At 44.1% G+C, this 26,099-nt stretch carries 19 protein-coding genes; 10 read left to right on the forward strand and 9 right to left on the reverse strand.

Translation table 11 applies throughout. The features are described from left to right. The first annotated feature begins 13 nt into the window (after positions 1-13). Positions 14-2,128 carry a type I secretion system permease/ATPase gene (locus tag CWO13_RS02985; RefSeq protein ID WP_102431368.1) on the forward strand — a complete coding sequence of 705 codons (2,115 nt, stop codon included), beginning with the start codon at positions 14-16 and terminating at the stop codon, positions 2,126-2,128. A 150-nt stretch (positions 2,129-2,278) separates the two neighbouring features. Here CWO13_RS02985 and CWO13_RS02990 read toward each other — a convergent pair whose 3' ends face one another. From CWO13_RS02990 to CWO13_RS03005, 4 genes are all read right to left on the reverse strand, one after another. After that, positions 2,279-3,949, reverse strand: a complete 1,671-nt coding sequence (locus CWO13_RS02990; protein WP_108082515.1) for a DUF342 domain-containing protein — start codon at positions 3,947-3,949, stop codon at positions 2,279-2,281. Positions 3,950-4,367: 418 nt separating this feature from the next. Continuing rightward, on the reverse strand, positions 4,368-6,461 hold the full coding sequence (locus tag CWO13_RS02995; RefSeq protein ID WP_108082516.1) for a GNAT family N-acetyltransferase: 2,094 nt from the start codon (positions 6,459-6,461) through the stop codon (positions 4,368-4,370). Between the two features lie 93 nt (positions 6,462-6,554). Next, on the reverse strand, positions 6,555-7,529 hold the full coding sequence (locus CWO13_RS03000) for a ParB/RepB/Spo0J family partition protein (protein WP_108082517.1): 975 nt from the start codon (positions 7,527-7,529) through the stop codon (positions 6,555-6,557). A gap of 5 nt (positions 7,530-7,534) precedes the next feature. Then, the gene (locus CWO13_RS03005; RefSeq protein ID WP_048660527.1) at positions 7,535-8,752 is read right to left on the reverse strand and encodes a ParA family protein; all 1,218 of its coding nucleotides are present in this window, start codon (positions 8,750-8,752) and stop codon (positions 7,535-7,537) included. Positions 8,753-10,013: 1,261 nt separating this feature from the next. On the opposite strand from CWO13_RS03005, the gene CWO13_RS03010 reads away from it, so the two are divergent. After that, entirely contained in the window at positions 10,014-11,993 is a 1,980-nt protein-coding gene (locus tag CWO13_RS03010) for a replication initiator protein RctB domain-containing protein (RefSeq protein WP_048660528.1), read from the forward strand. A gap of 381 nt (positions 11,994-12,374) precedes the next feature. On the opposite strand, the gene CWO13_RS03015 is transcribed toward CWO13_RS03010, so the two are convergent. Genes CWO13_RS03015 through CWO13_RS03025 form a run of 3 tightly spaced genes read right to left on the reverse strand, consistent with a single transcriptional unit; the run spans position 12,375 to position 14,656 of the window. Continuing rightward, positions 12,375-12,893 (reverse strand): transcriptional regulator, encoded by a 519-nt coding sequence (locus CWO13_RS03015; protein WP_108082518.1) that lies wholly within the window; start codon positions 12,891-12,893, stop codon positions 12,375-12,377. Beyond that, the gene (locus CWO13_RS03020) at positions 12,890-13,822 is read right to left on the reverse strand and encodes an ATP-binding cassette domain-containing protein (protein WP_048663996.1); all 933 of its coding nucleotides are present in this window, start codon (positions 13,820-13,822) and stop codon (positions 12,890-12,892) included. Before CWO13_RS03020 ends, CWO13_RS03015 begins: the two co-directional genes overlap by 4 nt. A 9-nt stretch (positions 13,823-13,831) precedes the next feature. Then, complete coding sequence (locus tag CWO13_RS03025) at positions 13,832-14,656, reverse strand: ABC transporter ATP-binding protein (protein ID WP_102433015.1); 825 nt, start codon at positions 14,654-14,656, stop codon at positions 13,832-13,834. Positions 14,657-15,018: 362 nt separating this feature from the next. On the opposite strand from CWO13_RS03025, the gene CWO13_RS03030 reads away from it, so the two are divergent. Continuing rightward, positions 15,019-15,213: a PA3496 family putative envelope integrity protein gene (locus tag CWO13_RS03030; RefSeq protein WP_048660531.1), complete on the forward strand. Its 195-nt coding sequence runs from the start codon at positions 15,019-15,021 to the stop codon at positions 15,211-15,213. Positions 15,214-15,403: 190 nt separating this feature from the next. Further along, positions 15,404-15,934: an NADAR family protein gene (locus tag CWO13_RS03035; protein ID WP_102433014.1), complete on the forward strand. Its 531-nt coding sequence runs from the start codon at positions 15,404-15,406 to the stop codon at positions 15,932-15,934. A 139-nt stretch (positions 15,935-16,073) separates the two neighbouring features. Here CWO13_RS03035 and CWO13_RS03040 read toward each other — a convergent pair whose 3' ends face one another. Further along, entirely contained in the window at positions 16,074-16,832 is a 759-nt protein-coding gene (locus CWO13_RS03040; protein WP_102433013.1) for a substrate-binding periplasmic protein, read from the reverse strand. An 88-nt stretch (positions 16,833-16,920) separates the two neighbouring features. Here CWO13_RS03040 and CWO13_RS03045 point away from each other — a divergent pair, with 88 nt between their 5' ends. From CWO13_RS03045 to maiA, 6 genes are all read left to right on the forward strand, one after another. Beyond that, positions 16,921-19,305, forward strand: coding sequence for a response regulator (locus CWO13_RS03045; RefSeq protein WP_108082519.1), 2,385 nt, complete (start codon positions 16,921-16,923; stop codon positions 19,303-19,305). A 327-nt stretch (positions 19,306-19,632) separates the two neighbouring features. Further along, a complete protein-coding gene (locus CWO13_RS03050; protein WP_102433011.1) occupies positions 19,633-20,292 on the forward strand; it encodes an HAD family hydrolase in 660 nt (219 codons plus the stop codon). Positions 20,293-20,667: 375 nt separating this feature from the next. Continuing rightward, entirely contained in the window at positions 20,668-21,741 is a 1,074-nt protein-coding gene (hppD, locus tag CWO13_RS03055; RefSeq protein ID WP_108082520.1) for a 4-hydroxyphenylpyruvate dioxygenase, read from the forward strand. Beyond that, positions 21,734-22,864 (forward strand): homogentisate 1,2-dioxygenase, encoded by a 1,131-nt coding sequence (locus CWO13_RS03060; protein WP_102433009.1) that lies wholly within the window; start codon positions 21,734-21,736, stop codon positions 22,862-22,864. The genes hppD and CWO13_RS03060 overlap by 8 nt, the downstream gene beginning before the upstream one ends. A 12-nt stretch (positions 22,865-22,876) precedes the next feature. Next, entirely contained in the window at positions 22,877-23,914 is a 1,038-nt protein-coding gene (locus tag CWO13_RS03065) for a fumarylacetoacetate hydrolase family protein (RefSeq protein ID WP_107898574.1), read from the forward strand. A 21-nt stretch (positions 23,915-23,935) separates the two neighbouring features. Next, positions 23,936-24,640 carry a maleylacetoacetate isomerase gene (gene maiA / locus CWO13_RS03070; RefSeq protein WP_108082521.1) on the forward strand — a complete coding sequence of 235 codons (705 nt, stop codon included), beginning with the start codon at positions 23,936-23,938 and terminating at the stop codon, positions 24,638-24,640. Between the two features lie 211 nt (positions 24,641-24,851). On the opposite strand, the gene CWO13_RS03075 is transcribed toward maiA, so the two are convergent. Then, complete coding sequence (locus CWO13_RS03075) at positions 24,852-25,781, reverse strand: carbamate kinase (RefSeq protein ID WP_102431585.1); 930 nt, start codon at positions 25,779-25,781, stop codon at positions 24,852-24,854. Positions 25,782-26,099 lie beyond the last annotated feature (318 nt).

Genomic DNA, 26,099 nt, shown 5'->3' on the forward strand with positions numbered 1-26,099 from the left:
AGGGTTATATCACATGCAAGATCCACTATTGAACTCACTGATCTACGTTAGCCGATATTACGGGTTAGCTAACTCGCCTGAAGCGTTGATCAATGGGCTACCATTATCAGACGGAAAGCTAACCCCTTTCCTATTCCCTCGTTCTGCAGAGCGAGCAGGATTGGTGGCGAAAGAAAACCGTTCCGACTTGGAAAAGATACCTCACCTGATTCTGCCTGCGGTTTTACTACTTAAACAAGGTGAGGCGTGCGTTCTCAACAGCGTTGATTTAGAAAAGCAAGAAGCGGAAATCATTACAGCGGAAAGCGGAATGGTGCCAATCATCATTCCTGTCGAAGAACTGAAAGAACAATTCATCGGCCGCTACTTCTTGGTAAAGAAACAGTTTCGCTATGATGAACGTTCACCAGAGGTTCTAAAAACACGTAAAGGGCATTGGTTTTGGAGTACCATTTGGGAATCAAAAAACATCTACCGAGATGTGTTGATAGCCTCCATTCTGATCAATATCTTCGCGATAGCCGCGCCAATGTTCACACGCTTGGTGTATGACAAAGTAGTTCCCAACCTTGCCTTTGAAACTTTGTGGGTGCTAGCGAGTGGTATCTTTGTCGTGTTCCTATTCGATTTGCTGCTCAAATTGATGCGAAGCTACTTCATTGACGTTGCCGGTAAGAAATCCGACATCCTCATTTCTTCCAAGCTGTTTAGTAAGGTACTAGGGATTCGTATGGAAGCAAAGCCTGCTTCTGTCGGTGCTTTTGCCAAAAACTTGCAAGAGTTCGAATCAATCCGTGAGTTCTTTACCTCAGCAACCATCGGCTCGTTAATCGACTTACCATTCGCGCTGATGTTCTTGGCGTTGATTTGGTTAATGGCCGGAAACCTTGTATTTGTTCCTGTTGTCGGCGTGGTTATTCTGATCATCTATGCACTGTTAATCCAAGGTCCACTGCGTCGTACTATTGAAGAGGGCTCTCGTCTTGCTTCTCAGAAGTACGCGAACTTGATTGAAAGTTTGGCTGGGTTAGAGACGGTTAAGCTGTTCAGCGCGCAGAGTCAGTTCCAATTCCGTTGGGAAGAAGCGGTTGCGCACATGGCAAATTGGAATATCAAAAGCCGACGCATCACAGACAGCATCCAAAACACCGCCGGCTTTGTTCAGCAAAGTACTAACGTAGGTATGATCATTTTTGGTGTGTATCTCATTGCTGAAGGTGAACTGACTATGGGTGGCTTGATTGCTGCGACCATGCTGAGTGGCCGTGCGATTGGTCCTCTTGTTCAACTGTCTTTGCTTTCTACACGTTATAACCAAGCGAAGTCGTCGATGACTCTGATTGAGCAAGTCATGTCGATGCCTGATGAACAAGAAGAAGGCAAACGCTACATTCATCGCCCGATTATCCAAGGTCATATCGCGTTAGACAAAGTGACGTTCCACTACCCTGACTCGCCAGTCGCTTCTATCAGAGACTTAACACTGCATATTAAACCTGGTGAAAAGGTGGCGATCATTGGCCGAATTGGTTCAGGTAAAACGACTCTAGAGCGCCTGATTATGGGCCTGTATAAGCCCACAGAAGGCCATGTTCGCATTGATGACACCGACATGGAGCAACTACATCATGTCGACGTACGACGCAATATAGGCTGTGTACCGCAAGACAGTAACCTATTCTATGGCTCAGTAAGAGACAACATTACCTTAGGTCGTCCATTGGTCGATGACCGTGATGTAATGGATGCTGCGAACCGTGCAGGTGTTACCGCTTTTACTCAGCAAGATCCAGCAGGCTTAGAACGCCAAGTGGGCGAAGGCGGTGGTTTGCTGTCTGGTGGTCAACGTCAGTCAATTGCCATTGCTAGAGCCTTCCTAGGCCGTCCTCCAGTGCTATTGATGGACGAACCGACCAGTGCGATGGATAACCGTTCAGAAATGCACATCAAGCACCAGCTTAACCAATTGCTACCAAGCGAGACGTTAATTCTGATTACACACAAAACATCGATGTTGGACATTGTCGACAGAGTGATCGTAATGGAGAAAGGCTGCATTATTGCTGACGGGCCAAAAGCGCAAGTTCTGTCAGACTTGAAGCAAGGTAAGGTAAGAGCTGCAAGTTAAAGCGCTCATGTGACTTAAAGAATCTAACTAAATCAATATCAGTGACAAGCAAAGGGGGGAGCATCAGCTCCCCCCCTTTTTTTTATTCGAATATATAGAAAACGGTTCGAACCGATCTAGTCAGAATCATTCAGACTGAGAGTCTTTCAATCACAATGAGATATCTTCTTGTTCCATCTTAAATGAACATTGAATCTCGTATTGATTGAACGAGAATACACTGCCACCATGCGTTCGCTTAGTAGTGACCGTCTCATCACCAAACTGGATCGTCACTCGGGTATACACTTTTTCATGAGCCTCTATGGTGCATTCGGCAAGGTTGGTTTCAAATTCCGCTTCGAGGGTATCCAACTGCGACTTAGTATTTTCAATGGCGAGGTTGTTCTTCTCACGTTGCTGCTCAATTTCTAGGGCTTGCTCTTCGCTTCTCTCAGCTTTCGGGCGCTTCTTAAATTCTAACTCTTGGCGGATCACACCCATGGTTTGCTCTTGAGTGTGTTTATAAGTTTCCTTCAGCTCGGCTATCTTTTGTCGGTAGCCATCGTAGCGTGCAAAACCATGTACCTTGGTTGCGGTGTCTCCCTCAACACCTAAGAACACACATTCTATCTTTCCACCGACTTTGGCTTCGCCACCACTGAGCGTGCCATGCTTTTTCAAACTGTCCATCACGATAAGATTGTTACCACAGCGAATGTCATTACTCATACTGTGCACACCAAGTCGAAGGTCACCGGCGGTTTGTAGCTCGGCATTCTGTGCGTAGCTTGCAGTAATGGAACCTTTACTGAATACCTTACAACTTTTTGGCTCACCCTCTTTGGTGGTGTGGCCGATAATACCTTTCGCGACTTTGATATCTCCCTGAGCTTGAACTTCGGCTGATTCAATAAAACCACCCACAGTGACACTTCCGGTCGCCTTGACGATCATCCCCGGCTCGATGTTGCCAGAGACAAAGACATTGCCTTTGAATTTAACGTGCCCAGTTGAGACATCGACGTTGCTGACACATAAGGCGTCATCCACTTCGATGGTTCGATCTTTAATGATGGGCAATCCAGGGTGTGAGGCGAGTAGTAGATTGGGATCTTCAGGGGAGATGTAGGTACCTTTTCCAGGCTTGATTAAACTGTCTTGTCCAGGAAGCGGTGGGATAACTCGACCTTGGACGGTAAAGCCTGCAATGCCTTTGGTTGCGGGGGTACGTTTCATTAAGTGATCATTTTGACCAACGGTAATGGTTTGTCCCAAATCTCGCATGTCGATCTTGCCTTCGTCTTTATTGCGAGGCTTCAAAACTTGGCGAGTAATATCTTCAACCAAAGCGGAAAATTTTGCGTCTTTACCCTTTACGGGTTGTGTCCCCTTGGCGACTGGCTGAGTAAACTTTTCGCCCGGCTTAAGCTTGTTACTCATCATTAATGCTTTTCTGAGCGCTAACTTATTAATTCCTTTTGTTATGTGGGCTTGAGCTAAACAATGAATAATGTCGCTACCACGCAGCGCATGTCCATTATATGGCCCCGTTACCACAAGACTTGCGAGCATCTCATCATCAGATAATTCGACCGTAACATTGGCATTTCGAACTTCTGCAATCAAGATTCCTTCATAAGCTTCCCCCTTACCTTCTTTAGCAAGAGTGACAAAACGCAAAACCTCTTCTTCGAAAATAAAATAGTTTGATGCGTTCAAAGCTTCCAAGGTTGCTGGCAGCGTCTTATTATCAAAGCTTGCGTCGACCACAAACCCAGTTGGCAGACACGCCATCACTTGTTGCTTATCTTCCGACAATGTAACGATGTTATCCCACATTCGAATTGAGTATCCCTAATGACTCAGTTGTTATTCAGTCTATATAATTCGTTCTGCGCTTAGAATCACATTATTAGAATAATCAGCGTCACATCACTTACTTTCGATTCTGCAAACATGACTCATAAATAAGACTGACACATTTTATGATCGGCTTCACCTTTACAAATACATTAGTGAATTTTCCAAGATATTTCGTGCGATTGAATGTTGATACGAGGTTGGGCCAAATAGTAAAGACCAGTAGGTATAAAAGATTAGAGGCTGTAATGGAGAGATAAAACAGAAAGGCTAAAACAGGAAATCCAGGTAAAACCTGATTTCGTTATTGTGTTCCAGTTTACAGTGTAAATCCAAGATTCTAATTTACACTGTAAATCTAATTCGTAGCGGTAAGTCTATTAAAATGATGACCTGTCTATTTACACTGTAAATTTGCTAGCAAAGCATCGACATCTTTACGAAACTGAATCTCTGCTTGTTTACGACCCACAAGATTAAACTGCTCGACACAAATCCCCCACTCTTTCTGTTGAACGACCTTTGCGATAAGTAAGTCAGAAACACTGGCTTCTCGATCGTTACTGAACAAAATCAAATTCAATACGCTGAAGCTAATCGCATCATAACTATTGCCACCGTTTACGTAATTTCTAACTAATTGAGTTTCAAACTCACTAACGGTTTGTACACTCTTTGGCAGCAGTGCGCGCACCATATTGGTTTCAAGTGAAACTAAAGAACCAGAAACAAGAAAACAGTAGCCACGCTCGAAGTGATTTTGAACTTGGTTAATCCAGCTTTGAGAGTTTGAATTAAGTGCCTTAACCATCAAAACCGAATGACAGCCACTTGCCTGATCTCGCTGGTGGCCGAAGTGCACAGCTTCGAACTCACTACCACGCCAAAAAGAAATCAATTCGCTGGTCGCACCAAAACTTGTCGCCAGATAATCTGCTTGGCTGATTTGCTGTGATAGCAGCTTCAGCATCCAACGCCCAATTCCCGAACCTTGATGGTGAGTTGAAACTGCGATGCGCATAACTCGAAGGCAACGACTAGTCGCAGCCTGAGTACAACCAAGTTGGTTTGCGAGTAAAACAGGAGCCAGGTGACCTTGAGGCCTGCGCTTTCCAAGTTGAATCTGAGTGGTCAACTCTTTATCTAAACCGCCCTCCTCCGTCACCAACATACAACCAAGACATTCATCTTTCTGCCAAGCAGCATATAAATGGATAGCTGGATTATTTAAGAACTGCATTAAGTCGTTCGGCGATGTCTGATAATGCGCATCAACGAGAAGAGAAAAACATTGCTGTAGCTGCTCAGGGTTAGCCAAGCATTCTGCTTTTGACAACTCGACCAAGTTTAATTGGTTGCTTTCTTCAGCAGAAAAGCTATCTAACTCATGAACTGCGGAGTCACTTAGCGATACGTCGTTACCAAGCAGGAAGCAATCAAACAACCAAGCTTCTAGTGGATCGTTGTTATTCCAACGAATCGGTTGTTCGAGCTTAAAGCCTTTCCACCCCGGACGATGCTCAGAAAGCCAAGATTCGAACTTGATACCAAACCCTCGTCCACTGCCCTCGTAACCGTGTACCGTGGTTGAAAAAACCATACGGTGATAGATATCGACCATGGATTTAAGCATTGGGATTGGAATTGCAGCCGCTTCGTCAACCAATAACAGATCGCAATCAGGCTTAGATTTAAGTAATTCATCTGGTGCGACAAACCTTAAACTTCCACCTTGATAACCAATGTGAGTCGCGTTAATGACTTCACACGTATCGAGTCGCTGTAACGCATGAGAAAATACCGGCTCAATCGCTTTCACAGACGGAGCGGTAACAATAATATTTAAACCCTGTCGCTCTGCCAAAAGTCCGGCAGCAGCAATACCCAAAGTTGAGCTTTTACCTCGTCCTCGGTCTGCAGTTAAAATAAGTGGGCGTTTTCGATGCCCTGTGACGACTTTCTTAACTAACTCGACGGCCATTTTTTGCTGTTCGAATTTGTCCAAACCATTTTTAAGGCTTTGCTTCTTAGGAAGAGCGCTAGTCGCTTGAGTAACCCCCTCTGCTTCATTCTGTTGTGAAACAGAGATCAGTTTGTCGAAATGGAGTTTTAACCAACGTTGACCAAAGCTCTCGCTATCTTCAGAGCCATCAATTTTTGGCGGCAACACCAACAACAGTCCACCACCGACTAACGAACCGAGCGCGGCACTAAAACCATTCGCATCAAACTGTTCTCTAAAATCACAAACAAGAACTTGGCACTCACGACCAAGCAGTTGTTGGCCTTTTTTTACTGGAACATGAATTACACCTTCAAATGGCGTACCGCCAATCTGGAAGATGCTCGGAGTGCATGAGTCTTGAAGGAAGGTAAAAACAGCAGAGTTTTGCCAATCAAAATCACCTTCAAAGACCACACCGTAACGGTGATCGTTATGTTGAGCAATATTAGAAAGTGTATGCAGAAAAGAGTTGGTTGGGTTTGTCATAGTTAGCGTCCAGATTCATCTAAACACAGTTTATCACAGCCAAATAAAAAGCCGCATAAAGCGGCTTTAGAGTAGGAATGAAAAGTCGTCGACTTAGTCGAGCTTCGATTGTACGAAAGCAAGGATCTCTTCCATTGTCGCATCATCAACTTTCTTAAGGTTCAACGTTAAGTTTGAACCTTTGCGGCTGTATGAAGCACGGCCTTTAATGAGCTCAACTTTTGGAGAGGCTTTCTTTGCTGGCGCTGGTGCCAACTCAAGAATCCAACCTTCCAAAGTTTCTGTCACGTCTTTGGTTAGACGAGTTACGCCTTGAGCTTCACTACGCTGCCAAACAAAACCTTCAGAAGCATCACACTTAGTCAGCAATGTTTGCTGTTGTTCACTCGTCAATCCACCAAACTGCTTGTGCAGTTTAACAATAGTTGGACGACCAAGGTCGCTCACATTTGGGTAAGCTTGTAGCAATTCAAGTGGTAAAGCGGCCGCTTTCAATGCACCACTCACCAAAGCTTCACTACACTGGAACATTTTCGCCAGTGCTTTTTGGTCTTCAGCTTCGCCTTTATCCAGCTTCGCTTGCATCTCTTTACCCTTCTCGTAAAGAGAAAGCGGTTTATGAGCGTTTGCAACATCAGATAAGAACTTAGCATGGTCGCCGTTAATGTTTTCAGCAACATAGATTAGGAACTCTTTGTCAGCCAAAATACATGACATACGACGACGGCTACCATCAAGAACTTCAATCTTACCGTCTTTGTTCTTACGACCAACCGCTGGGTATTGCTGACCACGTTCTTTTAATGTAGTAAGAACATCAGAAAGCGCGTGCTCGTTTAAGAAAGATTGCTCACGAGCATTCTCTTCAAAAACAACCGTTCGAGTTGCGACATCGGCTGCCGGAATACGAACCAATTCAAATGAAACCAACTCTTCGCCCGCAACTGAAAGTTCAATCACTTGAGCCTGTTCTTTGGCAGCAGTTTGCGCTTCTTGAGGCGTTGCTACGCGACGTTTGTTTGCTTTACCAAATAGCTTTGCATTTAAGTCAGATGTTTTAATTGCCATTGTTGTTATCCCTGATTAAGTGAAGGCCAGTTGCTATGTAATACGCGCTCTAATTCTAGAGCACTTTTTTGTACTGCGTCTTGAGCAACAGCTAGAGTTTTCTTACCGCCCTCAAAGTCGCTCACCGTTAGATCGAAAACCGTGCTGTAAGTGTCGGCACAGGTCTCAAAAGCACGGCTTCTTGGAATGGTTGCCATCATGACTTGGTCATTCAACAAGTAGTTCATTTCAGTCAGAACTGACACCTGTTTCTTGTTGTCGTCTTCAAACATGGTTGGCATTAGACGAACAAATTCTAGCCCTTTCCAATCATCCGGGAACATTTCGTAAACCGTTGGTAAGTGCTGGAAGAAGTTAACCGTTGAAGCCCAGTCCAAACGCTTCGCTGCACATGGAATCAGAAGTGCGTTCGACGCGTACATTGCGTTCCACACTAGAGGGTCAACGTGCGGGCCGGTATCAATCATAATCACATCAAAATCATCGGCAATTTTATCGATAAGCTTCTCTTTCAACAGACGAACAATATCAAGAGATTGATCTTGTGAAAGGCTTTGCCACGCTTCAGCGTTAAACATCGCATCTTCTGGGAATGCAGAAATTGTCTTCAGGTTTGGATACTGAGTTGGCAATAGTACGTTCTTACGAAGAAATTCTAGGTCTACGTCTTGGCCTTCAGGCACGTTATCCAACATGATATCGACGGCAGAATAGATACTGTCGTGCTCTGCCCCACTAATTTGTGGATTTAGGAACAGACGCAAAGAGCCCTGTGGATCCAAGTCAATTAGACAGATACGGTAGCGCTTATCTAAATTCAAAGATAAACAAGCAGCTAAGTGAACCGCTGTCATTGATTTACCCGTACCACCCTTCTGGTTTTGTACGTTGATAATCCATGGCTTATTGTCAGCGTGCTGCTTACGTTGGTGGAACTTTGGCACTTCTGCCGCGTCCATCAACATGTGAGCTTCTGTCAATGAAATCGAGTAATGATTGGCGTTGTTCTTTGTAAACTGATGGCCATCAGCTTCAAGCTTAGTGATCGCTTCATCGAGTTTGCGACGCGTTAAACCAGAACGAGTCTCCATCATAGCTTTAGACATTGGAGGGAAATGTTCATCACTTCGCTCTTCCAAAATAATCTCAATTCGGTCAGCCTGAACTTGTTGAGTTTGTTCGGCTAGCTGATAGAGCTTATCAATCGTTTGTTCTCTTTTCATTGCCAGTTTCCGTAATGATTAACTAAGTACAAATTGTACAGCGATTAACAACAAACACAACAAAAACATGAACATACATTTATGAGTGAAATCACATAAAATAGACTGTATTTTTACAGTTTGATGAAACAGCGGCTAAGACAAACACAAAAAATGACCATTTTTATCATGTATAACCATGCTATTTCTGACATACATTTAAAGTGTTACAGCATCACTTATTTACAATGTAAATGGAATTTCAGCAAAAAATCTTCGGAACGATTGAAATACAATCATAGATTACGGTTGGTGTGATTTGCATTCTAATTTATAGATTTTCGAGCCAATAAAAATTTAAAAACGCAGAATGGACAAAAGATTCAAAATAGAAGAGAAGCTTGAATGCCAGAAAACAAGATAAGATTAGAGCGTAACCGGAAGAATGATCATGGAATACGTAACGCGTAAGATAATTAATAACGCCAAATTATGAAGCATGATCAAGGCACAAACTTAGCGATATTGATCCAAGTAACTGCACATTAGAAATGATCAACTTCCGGAAAAATGATCAAGTAAATATCGTTCCGGAAGCATATAATTTAGGAGCTAAGTTACGGACAAATGCTTTTGCAATGGGGATTCAACGCCTATAAGGGCTCAACCATTGAAAATTCAATCTACACAGACCAAGAATACACAAACATGACAATTTCATGATCATGCTTCCTAGTTAAGACGCACCTGTGCTCAATCCATCAAAGCAATTCATTATCAGCGAATACAGACTAAATTTTGTGCTCAATAGGGTGGGAACGATAAAAAAGTACACTCTCTTGATCATTGTTCCGCTAGATTGGGCGTCAGAAGTGTCCACGGAGACAAGTTAAAAGCGAGTTAGAAACCTATGCTGAATTCCGATCTGTGGATAAGCTGTATAAGTATAATGATCATGCTTTCGAACCAATAATGATCATGCTTACAATGACTTAATGATCATCGTTCTGATGTTCTGTGATCATGCTTTCTTAAGTATAATGATCATAGTTTCGAGTCCTTTATGATCATGCTTTCCAAGCTGATTTATTTTAACACTTTAAATTCAGCAACTTAAAAGCAAACTTACGTCCAGATCATTAGATCACTTAATCATTTAAGATCATATTAATCAAAAAGATCAGTTATTTAAAAGCCAATAAATTCTCTTTATTTATGATCATTCTTTCTTTATCATTCAGGAACTATAGTGAAATTACGGTTAGTGTGATACGGATCAAAAATGAAACCAGAAGAGAAATTGTTAATTAAGGCACGAAGCCACAAAGATGGTCATTTATTTGAGGTATCTGAAACAGCCGTTGAATGGATAGAACAATATCAACACTTCAAAGGTGTCACTAAAAGCATAGTTGAGCTTCTTAATCTAATTTCACTTCGTGGGTTTAGCAGCAAAGACGGGTACGTTTCCACCACTGAGATTATTGAATCAACCGATGGTCAAGTCACTCGCGCAGCCTTACAACAAAGGCTAAGAGCGGCAGTAAATATTGGGTTGTTCAAACAAATCCCCGTTCGCTTTGAAGAAGGCCTTGCTGGTAAAACTATGTTGCATCGCTTTGTGAACCCAAACCAATTGATATCGGTACTGGGTGCCACCAGTTTAGTGACAGAAAGCGTGAAGCAAAATGAAAAGCAAAAACGCTCTAAAGCTCTAGCTCAAACCAAAGTAAACAAGCGCTTACTGAACGAGCATGGACTGAATACCCCACCGACAATGAAAGATGAAGCGGATCAATTCATTGTTTCGCCAACCAATTGGGCGGGGATTATTGATCAAGCGTTAGCGCCTCCTAGAACTCGTAAGAGCTACCAGAAATCTATGGTTTCGATCTCCGGTACTCGAGCTGTGATCGAGACACGATCTTCTAAAAATATCATGACAGTTGATGATCTGATGACGCTGTTCGCGTTATTCACGCTTACCGTTCAATATCATGATCATCACCAAGATGATTACCATCTAGACGCTAAACACACGCCGAACAAAACACCACTCTACATCACTGACATTTTGTCTTTACGTGGTAAGAAAGATAGTGGCCCGGCACGTGATTCGATCCGCGACAGTATTGATCGTATCGAATTTACGGATTTCCAACTGCATGAGCTTACAGGCCGCTGGCTTAGTGAGAACATGCCAGAAGGCTTTAAGAGTGATCGTTTCCGATTCTTAGCGAGAACCATTACTGCATCAGAAGAAGCGCCTACAGAGGGCTCTGACGGCGAAATTCGCATTAAACCCAACCTATACATCCTAGTTTGGGAACCTTCGTTCTACGAAGAGCTGCTGACGCGTGACTATTTCTTCCTATTTCCGCCAGAAATCCTGAAGCAACATACCTTGGTTTTCCAAATGTATTCGTACTTCAGAAGCCGTATGGCACGTCGCCATTCTGATTGCATGTTGTTGAGCGAACTGAATCAGAAATTAGCCCGTAACATCGATTGGCGTCGGTTCTCGATGGATCTGATCCGTGAACTGAGAAAACTGGGCGAAGTCGGGGATCAAGAAGATACCTTCCTGGTTAATCTTTGGGGTTATCACTTGACGATCACGGCGTTGATCGAAAAAGGCAAAACGACGGATTATCAAGTAGATATCAAATGTAATGTGGAAGAAGTATTACGATATTCAAGAGCGCGCACTACCAACGCCGGTAAGCGTAATATGGCGCCAACGCTTCCGAACCCACTTCGTAACGAGATGGTGTCTAAGCAGAAGCTGGAAGAGTTGTCTGAGATTATCGATGGTGAGTTTGAGCCAATTCAGCGTAAAGCACCGTCGCCAAGAGGCAAATTGGGACGTCGAGTTAAGCAACGTAAACACTCTGTTGAGATCAACGCTGACGAGATCATGATTACTCTCTCTAAATATACCTCTGCAGAGGCTCTAGAACGCAGTATAACGGCTTTATCCGCTATGACAGGGCACTCACATGCCTCAATCAAAGAAGAGTGCTCAGAGCTCATTGAGAAGCTTGATTGGTTGAGAGTAGGGGAAGAGGTTATTCCATACGAAACACTGAGTCGTTTGATTGAGCTGTACAACGATCGTGATAGCACCAGCAATCGACACTTGTCCATTGAACGTTTGATCTCTGGTTTAGCTGTGCGTCGTAAAGTGTGTAAACAGGTTCACGAAGGTCACCTTGACGAAAACGTGTTCCTTGCGCTCGATGAAATGGCGATTGGCCACTAGTCATTATCCTGTAGCGATAAGCCTGTATTTAGCGCTGATGAATGGATAGTTTTGAACACATTAGGTGCTGATTAAAATCGCACCTAACGCTGACAAAGTGATGACAAAGTAACGCATCCAGTTGATTAATATTTATCCCGAATAGACAACCTTTGTCCTTTCTTATGATTAATAGATTGGCTCATATTTTGTTACATCATACTGAATAGATTTTTGCGAGTTCCTAAGGGACTCGCTTTTTTTTGCCTGAAATTCAGCTAACTATTAAAATTCAATAGCTTACAGAATTAAACGCTGAAGCATGATCAAGGCTAGATCATGCTTTCTACGGATCTAACTTTGATGAGGTCCTGATTTGATGTTTGATCGAGAAGGGCTTGATCAGTGGAGGTGGCGTTGAAGACTACTTTGATCATCGTTTCGGGGATGGGCTGCCATAAAGCGTACATGCGATTCGATCAATCTCTCTGATTCTGCTTTCCAACGTGGTTCTTGCTGTTGGTTCGTAAATTCCAAAGCCAATACACACAAATGTTGTAACCGCTGTGTGCACCACTCTTGTAAGTCCGGTTCTGATTTTGAATCACAGGATACGGCTTGGAGCTTGCTATAGGCAAACATCAGGTATTGGTAGGCCTTTTCTTGATGAGTTGAGTTGCTGGCTTCCTGCGAAGCCAACTTCGGATTCAGTGAGTCCGCGTGGTGGCGATAGAAATTAAAGATTCTAAGGCATCCGTCTAGCCAACATGCGATGCCTTTGCTTTGCTCATCCGTGATCAAGGGCCCCCAGAGAGCATCTGGAGGCGTTAAGATCAAAGGTTCTAACCGGTCCACTTGATCATGCTTTCGGTCTTTGTACCAATCTCCGATCCGATCTAACCAAGTGTCTAGTTCATTCATGCAACGTTATCCCACTGTTTTACAAAGTGATTATCAGCAACTTGTTTGATTTTATGCTGTATTTCACTGCTCTGTTCTCGAATACGATCAGCGTCTATTGAATAGTTTGGCTCATTTTTGACGAGTTCGCCAAACGGCAGATCAGGATCAGGGACGGCAGAGATCAACAGTTTAGTGTATGGGTGTTGAGGATTAGTAAGGATCGACTGGGTTGAGCCCCATTCGACGATCTGCCCTTTGTACATCACCGCCGTCTCTTCTGCGATGTAATGTGCCGTGGCAAGATCGTGGGTTATGTACAAAAAACCGATCCCTAACTCTTTCTTCATTTTCTGCATTAGATTGAGCACGCCAAGTCGAATCGAAACATCCAGCATCGAGGTTGGTTCATCAGCAAGAATAACTTCAGCGCCAACCGCAAGCGCTCTAGCTAGGTTAACCCGCTGTCTTTGGCCGCCACTGAGCTCGTGAGGGTATTTGGCGAGAGTTTCTATGGGTAACTCCACCAGCGTTAATAACTCTTTGAGGCGCTCTGTGAGAGCTTGTTTAGTGGCTACCTGTTTATGGATCTTAAGTGGGCGCGTTAAATGGTGCTCAATGGTGTGAGTTGGATTGAGTGAACCAAAGGGGTCTTGAAAAACCATTTGTACACGGCTGCGATAATCTAAGATATCTTTACGGCTTTTGAGCGTAGAGATGTCTCTGCCTTTGAACAGTATCTCTCCCTCGGTCGCAGGGTAAACCTTGGTCATCAATCGTGCACAGGTGCTTTTCCCGCAGCCAGATTCGCCAACCAGTGCCAGTGTTTTGCCTGCATGTAAGTCAAAACTCACACCATGCAATGCTCTAAAGATCTCTTCTTTGCCAAATCCCCCACCAACAGTGAATTCTTTGACGAGGTTTTTTACTTGAAAAATAGGTTGTGACATAGAGCTCTCCTAGCAAGCTGTCGCGTGAGCATGTTCGTGAATATTAGGGAAAGAACTCCATAGCTTTTGGGTGTAGGAGTGCTGCGGGTTGTTGCGAATCTCGTAGGCTTGATTGACTTCAACGATTTGACCATGGCGCATGATGGCAATGCGGTCACACAGTTGGCTCATTAATGCTAAGTCATGAGTGATAAAGAGGATTGAGAAGCCAAACTCCTCTCTGAGTTGGTGTATCTGCTGCAGAATCTCACGCTGTACGACCACATCCAAAGCCGTGGTCGGCTCATCCATGATGATCAGTTTGGGATTGAGCGCGAGAGCAATCGCAATCACTAATCGTTGACGCATACCGCCACTAAATTGATGAGGGTATTCCGTGAGTCGGTTGCGCGGAATATTGACTAGGTCGAGTAACTTCTCTGCGCGATCTTTGGCTTGTTCGTAGGTCATGCCTTTGTGGTGACGCAGCACATCAGCAAACTGCTCTTCGATGGTTAATACTGGGTTGAGTGAATTCATGGCGCTTTGGAACACCATGGCGATCTCACTCCAACGTAAAGTATTCAAATGGCTGTCCGATAAGCTCAGTAGATCTTGCCCACCAAACAGTATCTGACCCTCAGAGATGAAAGCCGGCGGCTTATGCAGACGGTTAATGGCAAATGCGATGGTGCTTTTGCCACAACCGGATTCTCCGGCTAAGCCGAAAATCTCGCCTTGGCCTATGCTAAAGCTTACGGACTTAACTGCATTGAAATCACCGTCATCGGTGATGTAGTCGACACATAGATTCTTCACTTCGAGAAGTGGTTTATCTGAATTTCCCACAGACATGATAAATACTCAGTTATGATATTGATAACTATTATCATTAGCATGTGTTGGATTTAGTGGAAGCAACGAGCACGAAAAGGATGAAGTGCCTCGAAATTTATCTTGGGTTATTTCACGAATTTTCAGCAGAAAAGAAGCATTGAAAGAGGGGGAAATGAGAGTTGGATCAAACCACATTTATTATGGGGAATCTTTTAAATGTAATTGCAGAAAATGGCTTTGGCAAAGTTTAAATGAGGCATTTATTAATTAGCTTTATGAAGCGTCGTAATCATCACACTTCAGTACAGAATTTCTTAACAAGCGAAAAAGCATTTGCTACAGATTACCTGTCCATTACATGGTGCTTTTCGGAGGAAAACATGTCCATTAATTCTATCAACCATGATGAAATGACAAATATTGCAAACAAGTGGGATGCTGAAGAAGAAGTAGCTTTCAAACCAGAAAAGAAAATGAAGTCTGCTGAAGCTCGTCGTCGTATCGAGGCTCTAAGAGAAATTAGAGAAAGCGGTTTGAGTCTGGAAGAAGCGAGGGAGTTAGGTCTTATTCACTAATAATCCCCATTGCATTTAGAAGGGTGGTACCATGCCACCCTTTGATTTATAAGTGTTTCTTTCATAAATCTTATCTAGATTAAATCAATATTTTAGTTATTGACCTCACTGTTCCGCTAAGCTGCTCCCTTTTGACATTACGCTTTTCAGATGAAAAGCACACACATGACATACTCTTGAACTAAGTTGTTTGACAGTAATATGCAACGCCACTAATTTTAAAGTTAAAGCAAAAATATGCGATGTCGTTGGTAGGGAGAAGGCTATGTCGAACTCTGTGGCTCAAGCTGAAGAAGTGTTGTTTTATGAACCAGAAGATCCGAACGGATACCTGTCAAATTTCGCCGCTTGCCCGATCAAGGTGGATGGGCAAGTGTGGGCAACCAGTGAGCACTATTATCAGGCGATGAAGTTTTCTTCACCATCGCTGAGAAACATGATTCTTGAAGCCTGCACACCTGCTGAAGCATTCTCATTAAGCCGACAATACGAAGAGCAGGTTCGAGAGGACTGGTACGATATTCGTGTTGAGGTGATGCGATTCATCGTGACCGAGAAATTCACACAAAACCCGCAGTTTGCTTTGTTTTTAACGAGCACGGGTGATTCGGTGATCAAAGAACACTCTCATAAAGACCACTTTTGGGGGGACGGGGGAGACGGAACCGGTGCAAATCACTTAGGAAAAATCTTGATGGCAGTGCGCCAACAACTTCGTTGATCACATCACATTAAGTACACATTAAAAAGGCCGCTCTAGTTAGCTTGTACGCTAAAAACAGAGCGGCCTTTTGTATTTCTGTAGTTCCGGTATCCGAAGTCGCTAGAGGGCGCTAACGAGCCATAGAGTGACGCTAGAACTATAAGTAACTTTGGACGATGTCATCAAGCTGTCCATCGTCTTTCATTTGGTCTAAACGTTGGTTAATAAAAGTCTCGAGCTTAGGATCCATCTCAGGGTCAAACGCTAAATGGATGGGGTAGTTATTGATTACTGAACCAAACTCTTGCATCTGGTAGTCGTCGATACTGAGCTTCTGCTCGTTTAAGTTGTATTTGATTCGTGATTCCATTTCTACAAATACGGTATCACCAGGTGCACGGTTAATAACGCGGAATGCAGCCGTATAATCTTTTACTCGGATCTCATTGAGCTTACCTTGTTGTATGTAAGGCTCTAAGTTTGGATATTCAAATCCCACCAGCAATACCACTGCTTTACCATCTAAATCGTCAATCGTATTGAACTCGAACGGCTTTTTACCGCTGCTGAGTAATACGTGTTTTACATTGTAAATCGGGTCTTTAGACAGGTTAACTGATTGGATATTTCCCCAACTAGGGCTGCCATAGGTTACCCAGTTTGGATTCTCTCTAGCATCGAGCTTATCGATCATTCGATTAAATGGGTAGGTGTGGTAGTTGATCTCATACTGGCTGTCATCAAACACGGCTTCAACGATATCCGAAACCATTCCTCTGTGAGATGACCCGTCAGTTTCGATCTGAAAAGGTTGCGCTTGGCTGGCAATAATGTAGTAGTGAAGAGGTTCGCTTGCAAAAGTATAACTGCTTGAAAACAAACTGACTATGGATGCAACGATAAGATGTTTTTTCATAACCTTCCCTAGTTATTTGATGAATGACTACTACTATACTAGTTGAGTAATTGTAGTTTACTAAGATAACAACATTGGTAATTTTTATATGGTGAAAAAAGGAAAACGCTATATTGGACTCTCTCGACAGTTGATCGGGGCCATCATTGCCATCAGTACCTTATTCACAGTTATAGTGACAGGTCTGGGGCTGTATGTGGAGTACCAAAATCGAGTTTCTTTTATCAGTTCTCAGATCGAGCAGGTTAAAGCTGGCTACCTTTCTGGTTTAACGTCAAGCCTATGGGTTGAAGATCGTGCTCAGTTGTTTGTGCAAGCAGAGGGCATCTCACGCCTCCCTTCGGTTAGTTATCTCCTCATTGAAAACCCTGATGAAAAAATCTTAGAGCTTGGCAGCCCTACTGCTGGGCAATCGTATTCTCAGTCATGGGAAATGGTGTATCAGATGGGGGGAAAAGACTTCCCACTTGCAACCCTCACGGTGCAATCCGATTTAAGTATGATCCTCAATGACTTCGAAGAGCGAGTGCTGTTGCTACTCGCTTTTGAAGCCGTGAAAATCTTTTTGTTGTCATTGGTTTCTTTGGCCATTGTTTATCGCTTGGTAGTCAAACGCTTAATGACCATGTCTTCTCAGATAAACGAGCAGCAAGTTGAAGACAATAAACCACGTTTTTTAACGCCAACCGACTCTACTTATAAAGATGAAATATCGACGTTGGAAAACAGCTACAACCAATCAATTGAACGCATTCGTCAACAGTATCAAGAGTTGATTAAAGCCAAAGAGACGGCTGAAGTTGCTAACCGTAACAAGAGTGAATTTTTGGCTAACATGAGCCACGAAATCCGCACTCCAATGAATGGAATTATCGGACTTTCGTCTCTGCTTTCAGAAATGGATATGCCGAAAGAGCAAAAAGAGTACGTCAACATGCTTAATACCTCTTCGTTGACTCTTCTCGACCTTATCAACGACATTTTGGATTATTCGAAAATTGAAGCGGGTCGTTTAGAACTTCAGCAAGAACCGATGAAAATGATGGGCATTGCTGCTGATGTAGAGTCGACCTTCAGAGTCAAAGCCGAACAGAAAGGGCTCAGATTCCAACTGACGATTGATCCTAAGATCCCAACCATGGTGATTGGCGATCGAACCCAGTTAAGACAAGTCCTGAATAACCTAGTCGGCAACGCAATCAAATTTACTGAGCATGGTCATGTCACGCTCTCACTTCGCTTGGAAGAAGTCATCGAACCAGAACAAAAGCTCAGAGTGAAATTTGAGGTGACCGACAGTGGTATCGGTATTGCAGAAGACAAGCAACAATCGGTGTTTGATAAGTTTCAACAAGCAGATGGCAGCACTACGCGTATTTACGGAGGCACCGGGCTTGGTCTAACGATATGCGATAAGATCGTAACCCTAATGGGCAGTAAGCTTGAGCTAACCAGTGTCGAAGGTAAGGGAAGTACATTCTACTTTACTGCTGACTTTGACCCGTGTTTGGACGTCGACGAGAGCAACATTGATTTTAATAAAGTCTCTGTACTACTGGTTGATGATAGCCAGCTGAACATGCGTATTACCTCTACACAGCTTCAGTCATTTGGCGTGACCTCCAAGTGCTGTGAAACCGCTACTCAAGCGTTAGATCTGGTTTCAGAGTCTGTTGCGAAGTCGTCACCTTATGATCTGGTGTTGATTGATAAAGTCATGCCTTCCATCGATGGGTTCCAGCTAGCAAGAAGGTTAATGGAGCGATTTGGTAAAGATTGTCCTAAATTGGTAATGATCTCTGCCGACCCAAGAAAACAAGATGAAGTACGCGCTAAGCAAGTGGGGTTTGTTGCCTACATTGCTCGTCCTTATCAAGATAACCAACTTAAATGGACCGTCAGTGAGGTACTCGCAAGATCGGCGGATACTTCAACCTTCACCTATCCAAACCGAGGTGAAGTCGCGTTTAAGGATAATGAGCCTGCACCAACAACTAAACCAGCGGTGGTGGCGAAAGAGAGCGTCAAGGCTGAAGAGTCTAAGCCTGAAACCGCGTTATTTAGCGGAAAAGTGTTGGTGGTAGAAGACTCAAGAGTGAACCAACAAGTCGCCAAAATGATGCTCAAGAAGTTGGGTTTTGAAGTTGACATCGCAGACAACGGTAAAGTTGGAGTCGAGAAATTCAAATACAATGAGTATGTGATGATTTTTATGGATTGTCAGATGCCGGTTCTTGATGGCTTCGAAGCGACTAAACAGATTCGAGCGCTGGAGGAGGGGACTTCTAAACATATTCCTATCGTTGCGCTCACTGCCAACGTTGTACAGCGAGACAAGCACTTGTGCTTCGATGTGGGGATGGATGAGTTTTTACCTAAGCCTGTTAATCAAGGCAAGCTGAGAGAGATTGCCGCGAGTTTTATGTCGGATAAAAGCGATCTCGCGGGCGAAAGTGAGCAGAAGATTGTTTAGGTTCAACTAGCTGATGTCTCGCTAAAGCATACTCAATCAAATAAAACTCCGACTGAATCCGTCGGAGTTTTTTTAGCTAATTAGTACTTGGTTAGCTAACACATATCGAGTTAATCAAAACATTTAGATAGCCAATGCACCGCTTATCAATACAGATTGAATTCATAAGTTGTTGTACTTAAGACGTAAGCAAGGAGGAACGGTTGTCATATGGGTGAAATGCAACTGCCACGAAAATACGCTTAATTTGTCACAATTTCGTAATAGCATACTGCCAACTTGAACTCCTGTTTAACCTTAACGAAATTCAACCTGTGAGAGCCTAAGATGTTCAAACCTTTGTATGTATTTGATATGGATGAAACGCTGATCAATGCCGATGCAGCGATGCTATGGAATGAATTCTTGGTTGAAAAGGGCATTGCCACAGCCCCCAACTTTATCGAAGAAGATAAGCGCTTAATGGGCCTGTATTCAGAAGGTAAGCTGAACATGGAAGATTACCTAAGATTTTCCATGCAGCCACTGGCCGACATGCCAACAGAGCAAGTCACCGCATTGGTTGAAGAGTGTGTCGAACAGCATATTTTGCCTAAGCAATTCAAGCAGTCGAAACCTTTGATTGAACAGCTAGAAAATGACGACATCGATATGCTGATCATTTCTGCCAGCGTAACTTTCTTAGTGGAAGCCGTGGGCCGTAAGATGGGTATCGAAAACGCACTTGGTATCGATTTGATTGAAAAACAAGGCCGTTTTACGTCTCAAATATCAGGTGTACCAAGTTACCGAGAAGGTAAAGTCACCCGTTTAAAAGAGTGGTTAGACAACCAAGAAACCAACTACTCAGACATTCACTTTTATACGGATTCAATCAACGACTTACCTTTGTGTGAACACGCTGATTTTGCTTATTTGGTGAACCCATGCCCGCGTTTAAAAGCGTTAGCCGATCAACCGAATTGGTCGATTCTCGACTGGGATTAACGCGATTCTTATATTCGAATTAGCTTCGTTCTAGAACTCATCAAGCCGCTGACACAGCGGCTTTTTTGCATCATCAGTCTAATGTTCGATTTATTACCTCAGCTGACAAAAGTACGTATGTAACAATTCAATAACATCCATTCCTCAGTTGTAAATCAAACCACCACCTTTCAATCCCTTGATAGCACTCACTTTCCTGCCTTAGCTGTCTGTGTGTAACAAATATTTTACAAATTGACAGGGTTTCATCGAAATTGCCCATTTTCCTCCACCCATTCCATTATCTCGGCTTGTGGGCCAAATTTAATTAAGGACAAAAAACAATCATTTCACAAAAAACGTAACACAAAACCAATAGGTACAAGGAGAAAGTTCATGGTGGATACATACAACCCGCTTGGCACGGATGGATTCGAGTTTGTTGAATACACGGCCGTTGACCACAAGGGAATTGAGCAACTTAAAGCGCTGTTTGTGTCACTTGGTTTTGCTGAGATCGCTAAGCACCGTTCAAAAGAGGCTTGGCTGTATCGACAAGGTGACATCAACTTTATCGTCAATGAACAGCCACACAGCCAAGCTGAAGTGTTTGCTAAGGTACATGGGCCATCGGTCTGCGGCATGGCTTTTCGTGTGAACGAAGCAACGACGGCCATGGAGCAAGCGTTCAAGGGCGGTGGTGAAGAGTACAAAACAGAAATAGGGCCGATGGAGCTGAGCATTCCTGCCATTTACGGTATCGGTGAAAGTTTGCTTTATTTCGTAGACCGTTACGGCAAGCAGAGCATCTATGATGTTGATTTCCGATTCTATGATGATGCGGAAGAGCGTATGGCGAAAGCTGATGTAGGCCTTTACGAGATCGATCACCTCACGCACAACGTGAAACAAGGCAACATGGACCTGTGGTCTGGTTTTTATGAGCGTATCGGCAACTTCCGTGAGATTAGATACTTCGATATTGAGGGTAAGCTAACAGGCCTTGTGAGCCGCGCCATGACCTCACCATGTGGCAAAATCCGTATCCCTATCAATGAGTCTTCAGACGATAAATCACAAATTGAAGAGTTTATTCGCGAATACAACGGTGAAGGCATTCAACACATCGCACTTGCTACAGATGACATCTACAAAACAGTGAAAACCCTGCGTGATCGCGGCATGGACTTTATGCCAACCCCAGATACTTACTATGAGAAAGTTGATGAGCGCGTTAAAGGCCATGGGGAAGACACCGATCTGTTGCGTGACCTGCGCGTTCTGATTGATGGTGCGCCGACCAAAGACGGCATCTTGCTGCAAATTTTCACGCAGACAGTAATCGGGCCTGTGTTCTTTGAAATCATCCAGCGTAAAGGCAACGAAGGCTTTGGCGAAGGCAACTTCAAGGCGCTGTTTGAATCGATTGAAGAGGACCAGATTCGTCGAGGAGTATTAGACGATGCATAAATGGATCTCATTTCCTCATCGGGAGGGGGTATGCTCGAAACAAGCGCATGCCGACTTCCCTGAAGAGGCAATCTATGAGCGAGAGGCGGGCCGAAGTGGTTTCTTCGGCCCTGCCGCTCACTTTCATCACCAACATGCGCCAACAGGTTGGTCGGAGTGGGAGGGCGATTTACGTCCTCGCGCTTTTGATTTTACGCTGGTGGAGAAAGCTAGCCAGATAACCCCTTGGGCGGTGCCTCATCTTTTGCACAACGCAGACTGCAAAATCCGCGTATGGCGCATGGATGAGAAGATGGATTTCTTGGTGCGTAACTCTGACGGTGATGAGCTGCTGTTCATTCATCAAGGCAGCGCCGATCTCTATTGTGACTATGGTCATCTAGAGGTGAGTGAAGGGGATTACGTGATGATCCCGCGCTCGACCAACTGGCGTTTAGAGCCAAGCGAGCCGATGTTTATCTTGATGATTGAGAACACAGACGCGGCTTACTCGTTGCCAGAGAAAGGCATGGTCGGTAATCACGCGGTGTTTGATCCGGCGGTTCTTGAAACCCCGTCGATCAACGATCAATTCCGCGCTCAGTATTCTGAAAACCAGACTCAGGTTCAGGTGAAGCGCCACGACAAAGTCAGCGTGATCACCTATCCGTTCAATCCATTGGATGCAATTGGCTGGCATGGCGACTTAGCTGTGGTGAAAGTGAATTGGCGCGATATCAGACCGCTGATGTCGCATCGCTACCACTTGCCACCTTCTGCACACACTACCTTTGTTGGCGCAGGCTTTGTGGTGTGTACCTTTGTGCCGCGCCCGATTGAGAGCGATCCTGGTGCATTGAAAGTGCCGTTCTACCACAACAATGATGACTACGACGAAGTGCTGTTCTATCACGCTGGTGACTTTTTCAGTCGCGACAATATTGAAGCGGGCATGGTGACTTTCCATCCAGCTGGCTTCACGCATGGGCCTCATCCAAAGGCTTTCAAGGCGGGGCAGGCGCATAAGAAGAAGTTTACCGACGAAGTGGCGGTGATGATCGATACTCGCCATGCACTGCAGTTCTCTGAGGAACTCGATAGCGTTGAAAACAAAGAATATGTCTACAGTTGGCAAGAGAAGTAAGGGGCAACAAGGATGAAATTAGCAACCAAGAAAAATGGTACTCGCGATGGCCTATTGATGGTCGTGAGTAAAGATCTCAAACAGTGCGTGCCAGCGACGGAGATTTTCCACGCAATGCATCTTGCACCCACCATGCAGGTAGCCTTAGATAACTGGGACAGCGTTGCTCCTCAGTTAGAAGAGTTATACACCTCGCTCAATAACGGGCATGTGACGGGAAGTGAAGTGTTTGCCACTCAGTATTGTGAATCACCATTGCCACGCGCTTATCAATGGGCTGATGGCAGCGCTTATGTAAACCACGTTGAACTGGTGCGTAAGGCTCGTGGTGCTGAAATGCCAGAAAGCTTCTGGGTCGATCCATTAATGTATCAAGGCGGCTCAGATGCCTTTATTGGTCCACGTGACAATATTGAATTTGCTAGCGACGAGTGGGGTATCGATTTTGAGGGCGAAGTCGCGATTGTGACCGGTGACGTGCCAATGGGTGCAAGTGCTAAACAGGCGCACGAGTCGATTCGATTACTGATGTTGGTGAACGATGTGTCGCTGCGCGGCTTGATTCCGGCTGAGCTCGCGAAAGGCTTTGGTTTCTTCCAGTCTAAACCGTCTTCGGCGTTCTCTCCGGTTGCGGTAACACCTGATGAGCTTGGCGAGCAATGGAAAGGCAGCAAGGTACATCTACCGTTGATATCGACCTACAACGACCAGCCTTTTGGTTGTCCTAATGCAGGTGTGGACATGACCTTCAATTTCGCTGAACTAGTAGTCCATGCTGCGAAAACTCGCCCACTATCGGCCGGTGCAATCATTGGCTCGGGCACGGTTTCTAATAAGCAAGGCACTGACCACGGCACCTCAATTGCCGAGGGCGGTGTGGGTTATTCATGTATTGCCGAAGTGCGAATGATTGAGACGATTCGTGATGGTAAGCCTTCGACTCAATTCATGTCGTTTGGCGATTCGATCAAGCTTGAGATGTTCGATGCAGCGGGTGACTCCATTTTTGGTGCGATTGACCAAAAAGTGAGCCAGTATCGAGCGCTATAATCCACGTAATAGGATTTCTGTATGAGTGAGAGCATCGTGAACAAGAACATTATACTTTACGGTTACTGGCGCTCGTCCGCAGCCTATCGAGTGCGTATTGGATTAAACCTGAAGCAACTCAACTACGAGTCTAAATCGGTGCACTTGGTGCGTAATGGCGGTGAGCAGCATGCCCCACAATATCATGAGCTCAACGCCAGCCAATTAGTGCCCGTGCTGGTGGATGGTGAAGTTCAACTCAATCAGTCACTGGCTATTCTTCAATATCTCGATGAACACTATTTGTGTGAGAGCAGCCCTGACTCCTCGCTCATTCCAGAGCAAACATCATTGCGCTATCAAGCACTGGCGATGGCTCAGGACATTGCGATGGAAATTCACCCTCTGAATAATCTACGTGTGTTGCAGTATTTGGAGCGAGAGTTGTCGTGCGAGCAAGAGGCAAAAATGGACTGGCTTCACTATTGGATGAGCCAAGGTTTCTGTGCTCTAGAAGAGAAGTTGGCAAAGCACAGAAAAGCACACGGTGACTCTGTGTATAGCCTCACGGATTCACCATGCATTGTCGATATCTGCTTGGTGCCGCAGGTGTATAACGCGCTGCGCTTTGGCGTTGATATGTCGCCTTATCCGCTGATTAACTCGATTGTCGAAGCGTGTAACCAGTTACCTGCGTTCATTGATGCGATGCCAGAAAATCAGGCGGATGCGAATGAGTCCATGTAGATTCATTGATGTAAACGCAAATACTCTTCCCTTGCGCTACCAAACCGTTTATTGAAAGAAGCTGTTTCCAAAAATAAAAATATTAAATGCAGTGAGTGAATGAATATTTACCCCATTTGGCACTCATATGGCCTTAATAAAAAAGCCTCGTTATTAAATAAGAGGCTTTAACCCAAGGTTTTATATTAGTGGTGATTATCATTCGATAATGCTAATAATAAATAACACCTTCGCCTTTCGTAATTAGAGTACCAGCTTCATTGGTAATTATTTTATCTAAATCAAATAGTGAACCAATCGCCGCATTACCCAATCCAGCTTCAACGAATTTACAAACGGCATCAATTTTTGGCCCCATAGAACCAGCAGGGAATGAAAATTCTGCTAAACCAGCAGGCGTTGCTTGCTTCATTTCTGCTTGGTCTTCTTTACCATAGTTACGGAAAATCGAACCATCGGTTAAGATAATAAATAAGTCAGCATGGATTTTTTCAGCCAGTAATTCAGCCGTAAGATCTTTGTCAATTACGCACTCTACGCCAGTACTCTTACCTTGCTCGATACTCACGGGAACACCGCCGCCGCCACAAGCGATAACAAGATTTTCTGTATCTAGAAGAGTTTCAATTTGCTGAATTTCAACAATGTTTTTGGGCAGAGGAGAAGGCACAACGCGACGGTAGTACTCGCCATCAGCTTTAAATTGCATTGTGCTCTGAGCCATTAACTCTTTAGCTCGTTGCTCTGTATATACAGGGCCAACAAATTTAGTCGGGTTAGCAAACGCAGGGTCTTTTTTGCATACTTCAGTTTGCGTGACTAGCGTCGCTACGTCTAATTCAGGATCAATGTTTCTTAGCTCTTGTTGTAACATGTAGCCCACCATGCCACAGGTTTGAGAGCCGAGCACATCCATTGGGTACGAGGTCGTCTCTGGTGAATATTCGCTATAAGCTGCGTTTTGTTCCATCAACAAACCTACTTGTGGGCCATTACCATGAACGATAACAATCTCATGCTCGCGAGCGATCGCGGCAATACTCGCCGCGGATTTGATTATATTTTCACGTTGGTTCTCAGCCGTTAATGCTTGGCCTCTTGCTAAAAGAGCGTTACCGCCTAAAGCTAATACTATGCGCATGATAATGTCTCCGATCATTTTATAATGATTTTATTTTACGTAGGAATTAACCGCTTGTTATTTCTAGTTGGGTTCAAGCTTATTAATAACAATGACTAGGTTGTTAATTACTCTTAAGTAATTAACATGCCGAGATAGTATGGGAAAATAACCGTTCTAAATGTGATAGCTATCAAATTATCATTTGACTAGAAATGGAGCTGTGGAAACGGCAATTATTTAAATTCGATTAAATATCCATAAGCTTGGATACAATCTAGCGGTGGAGTCTTTTTTGGTATAAATGATTCGTCTTTAGTGAATATTATCTCAGGCTAT

It is taken from the genome of Vibrio sp. ZF 223, from assembly GCF_003050585.1.
Classification (GTDB): Bacteria; Pseudomonadota; Gammaproteobacteria; order Enterobacterales; family Vibrionaceae; genus Vibrio; species Vibrio crassostreae.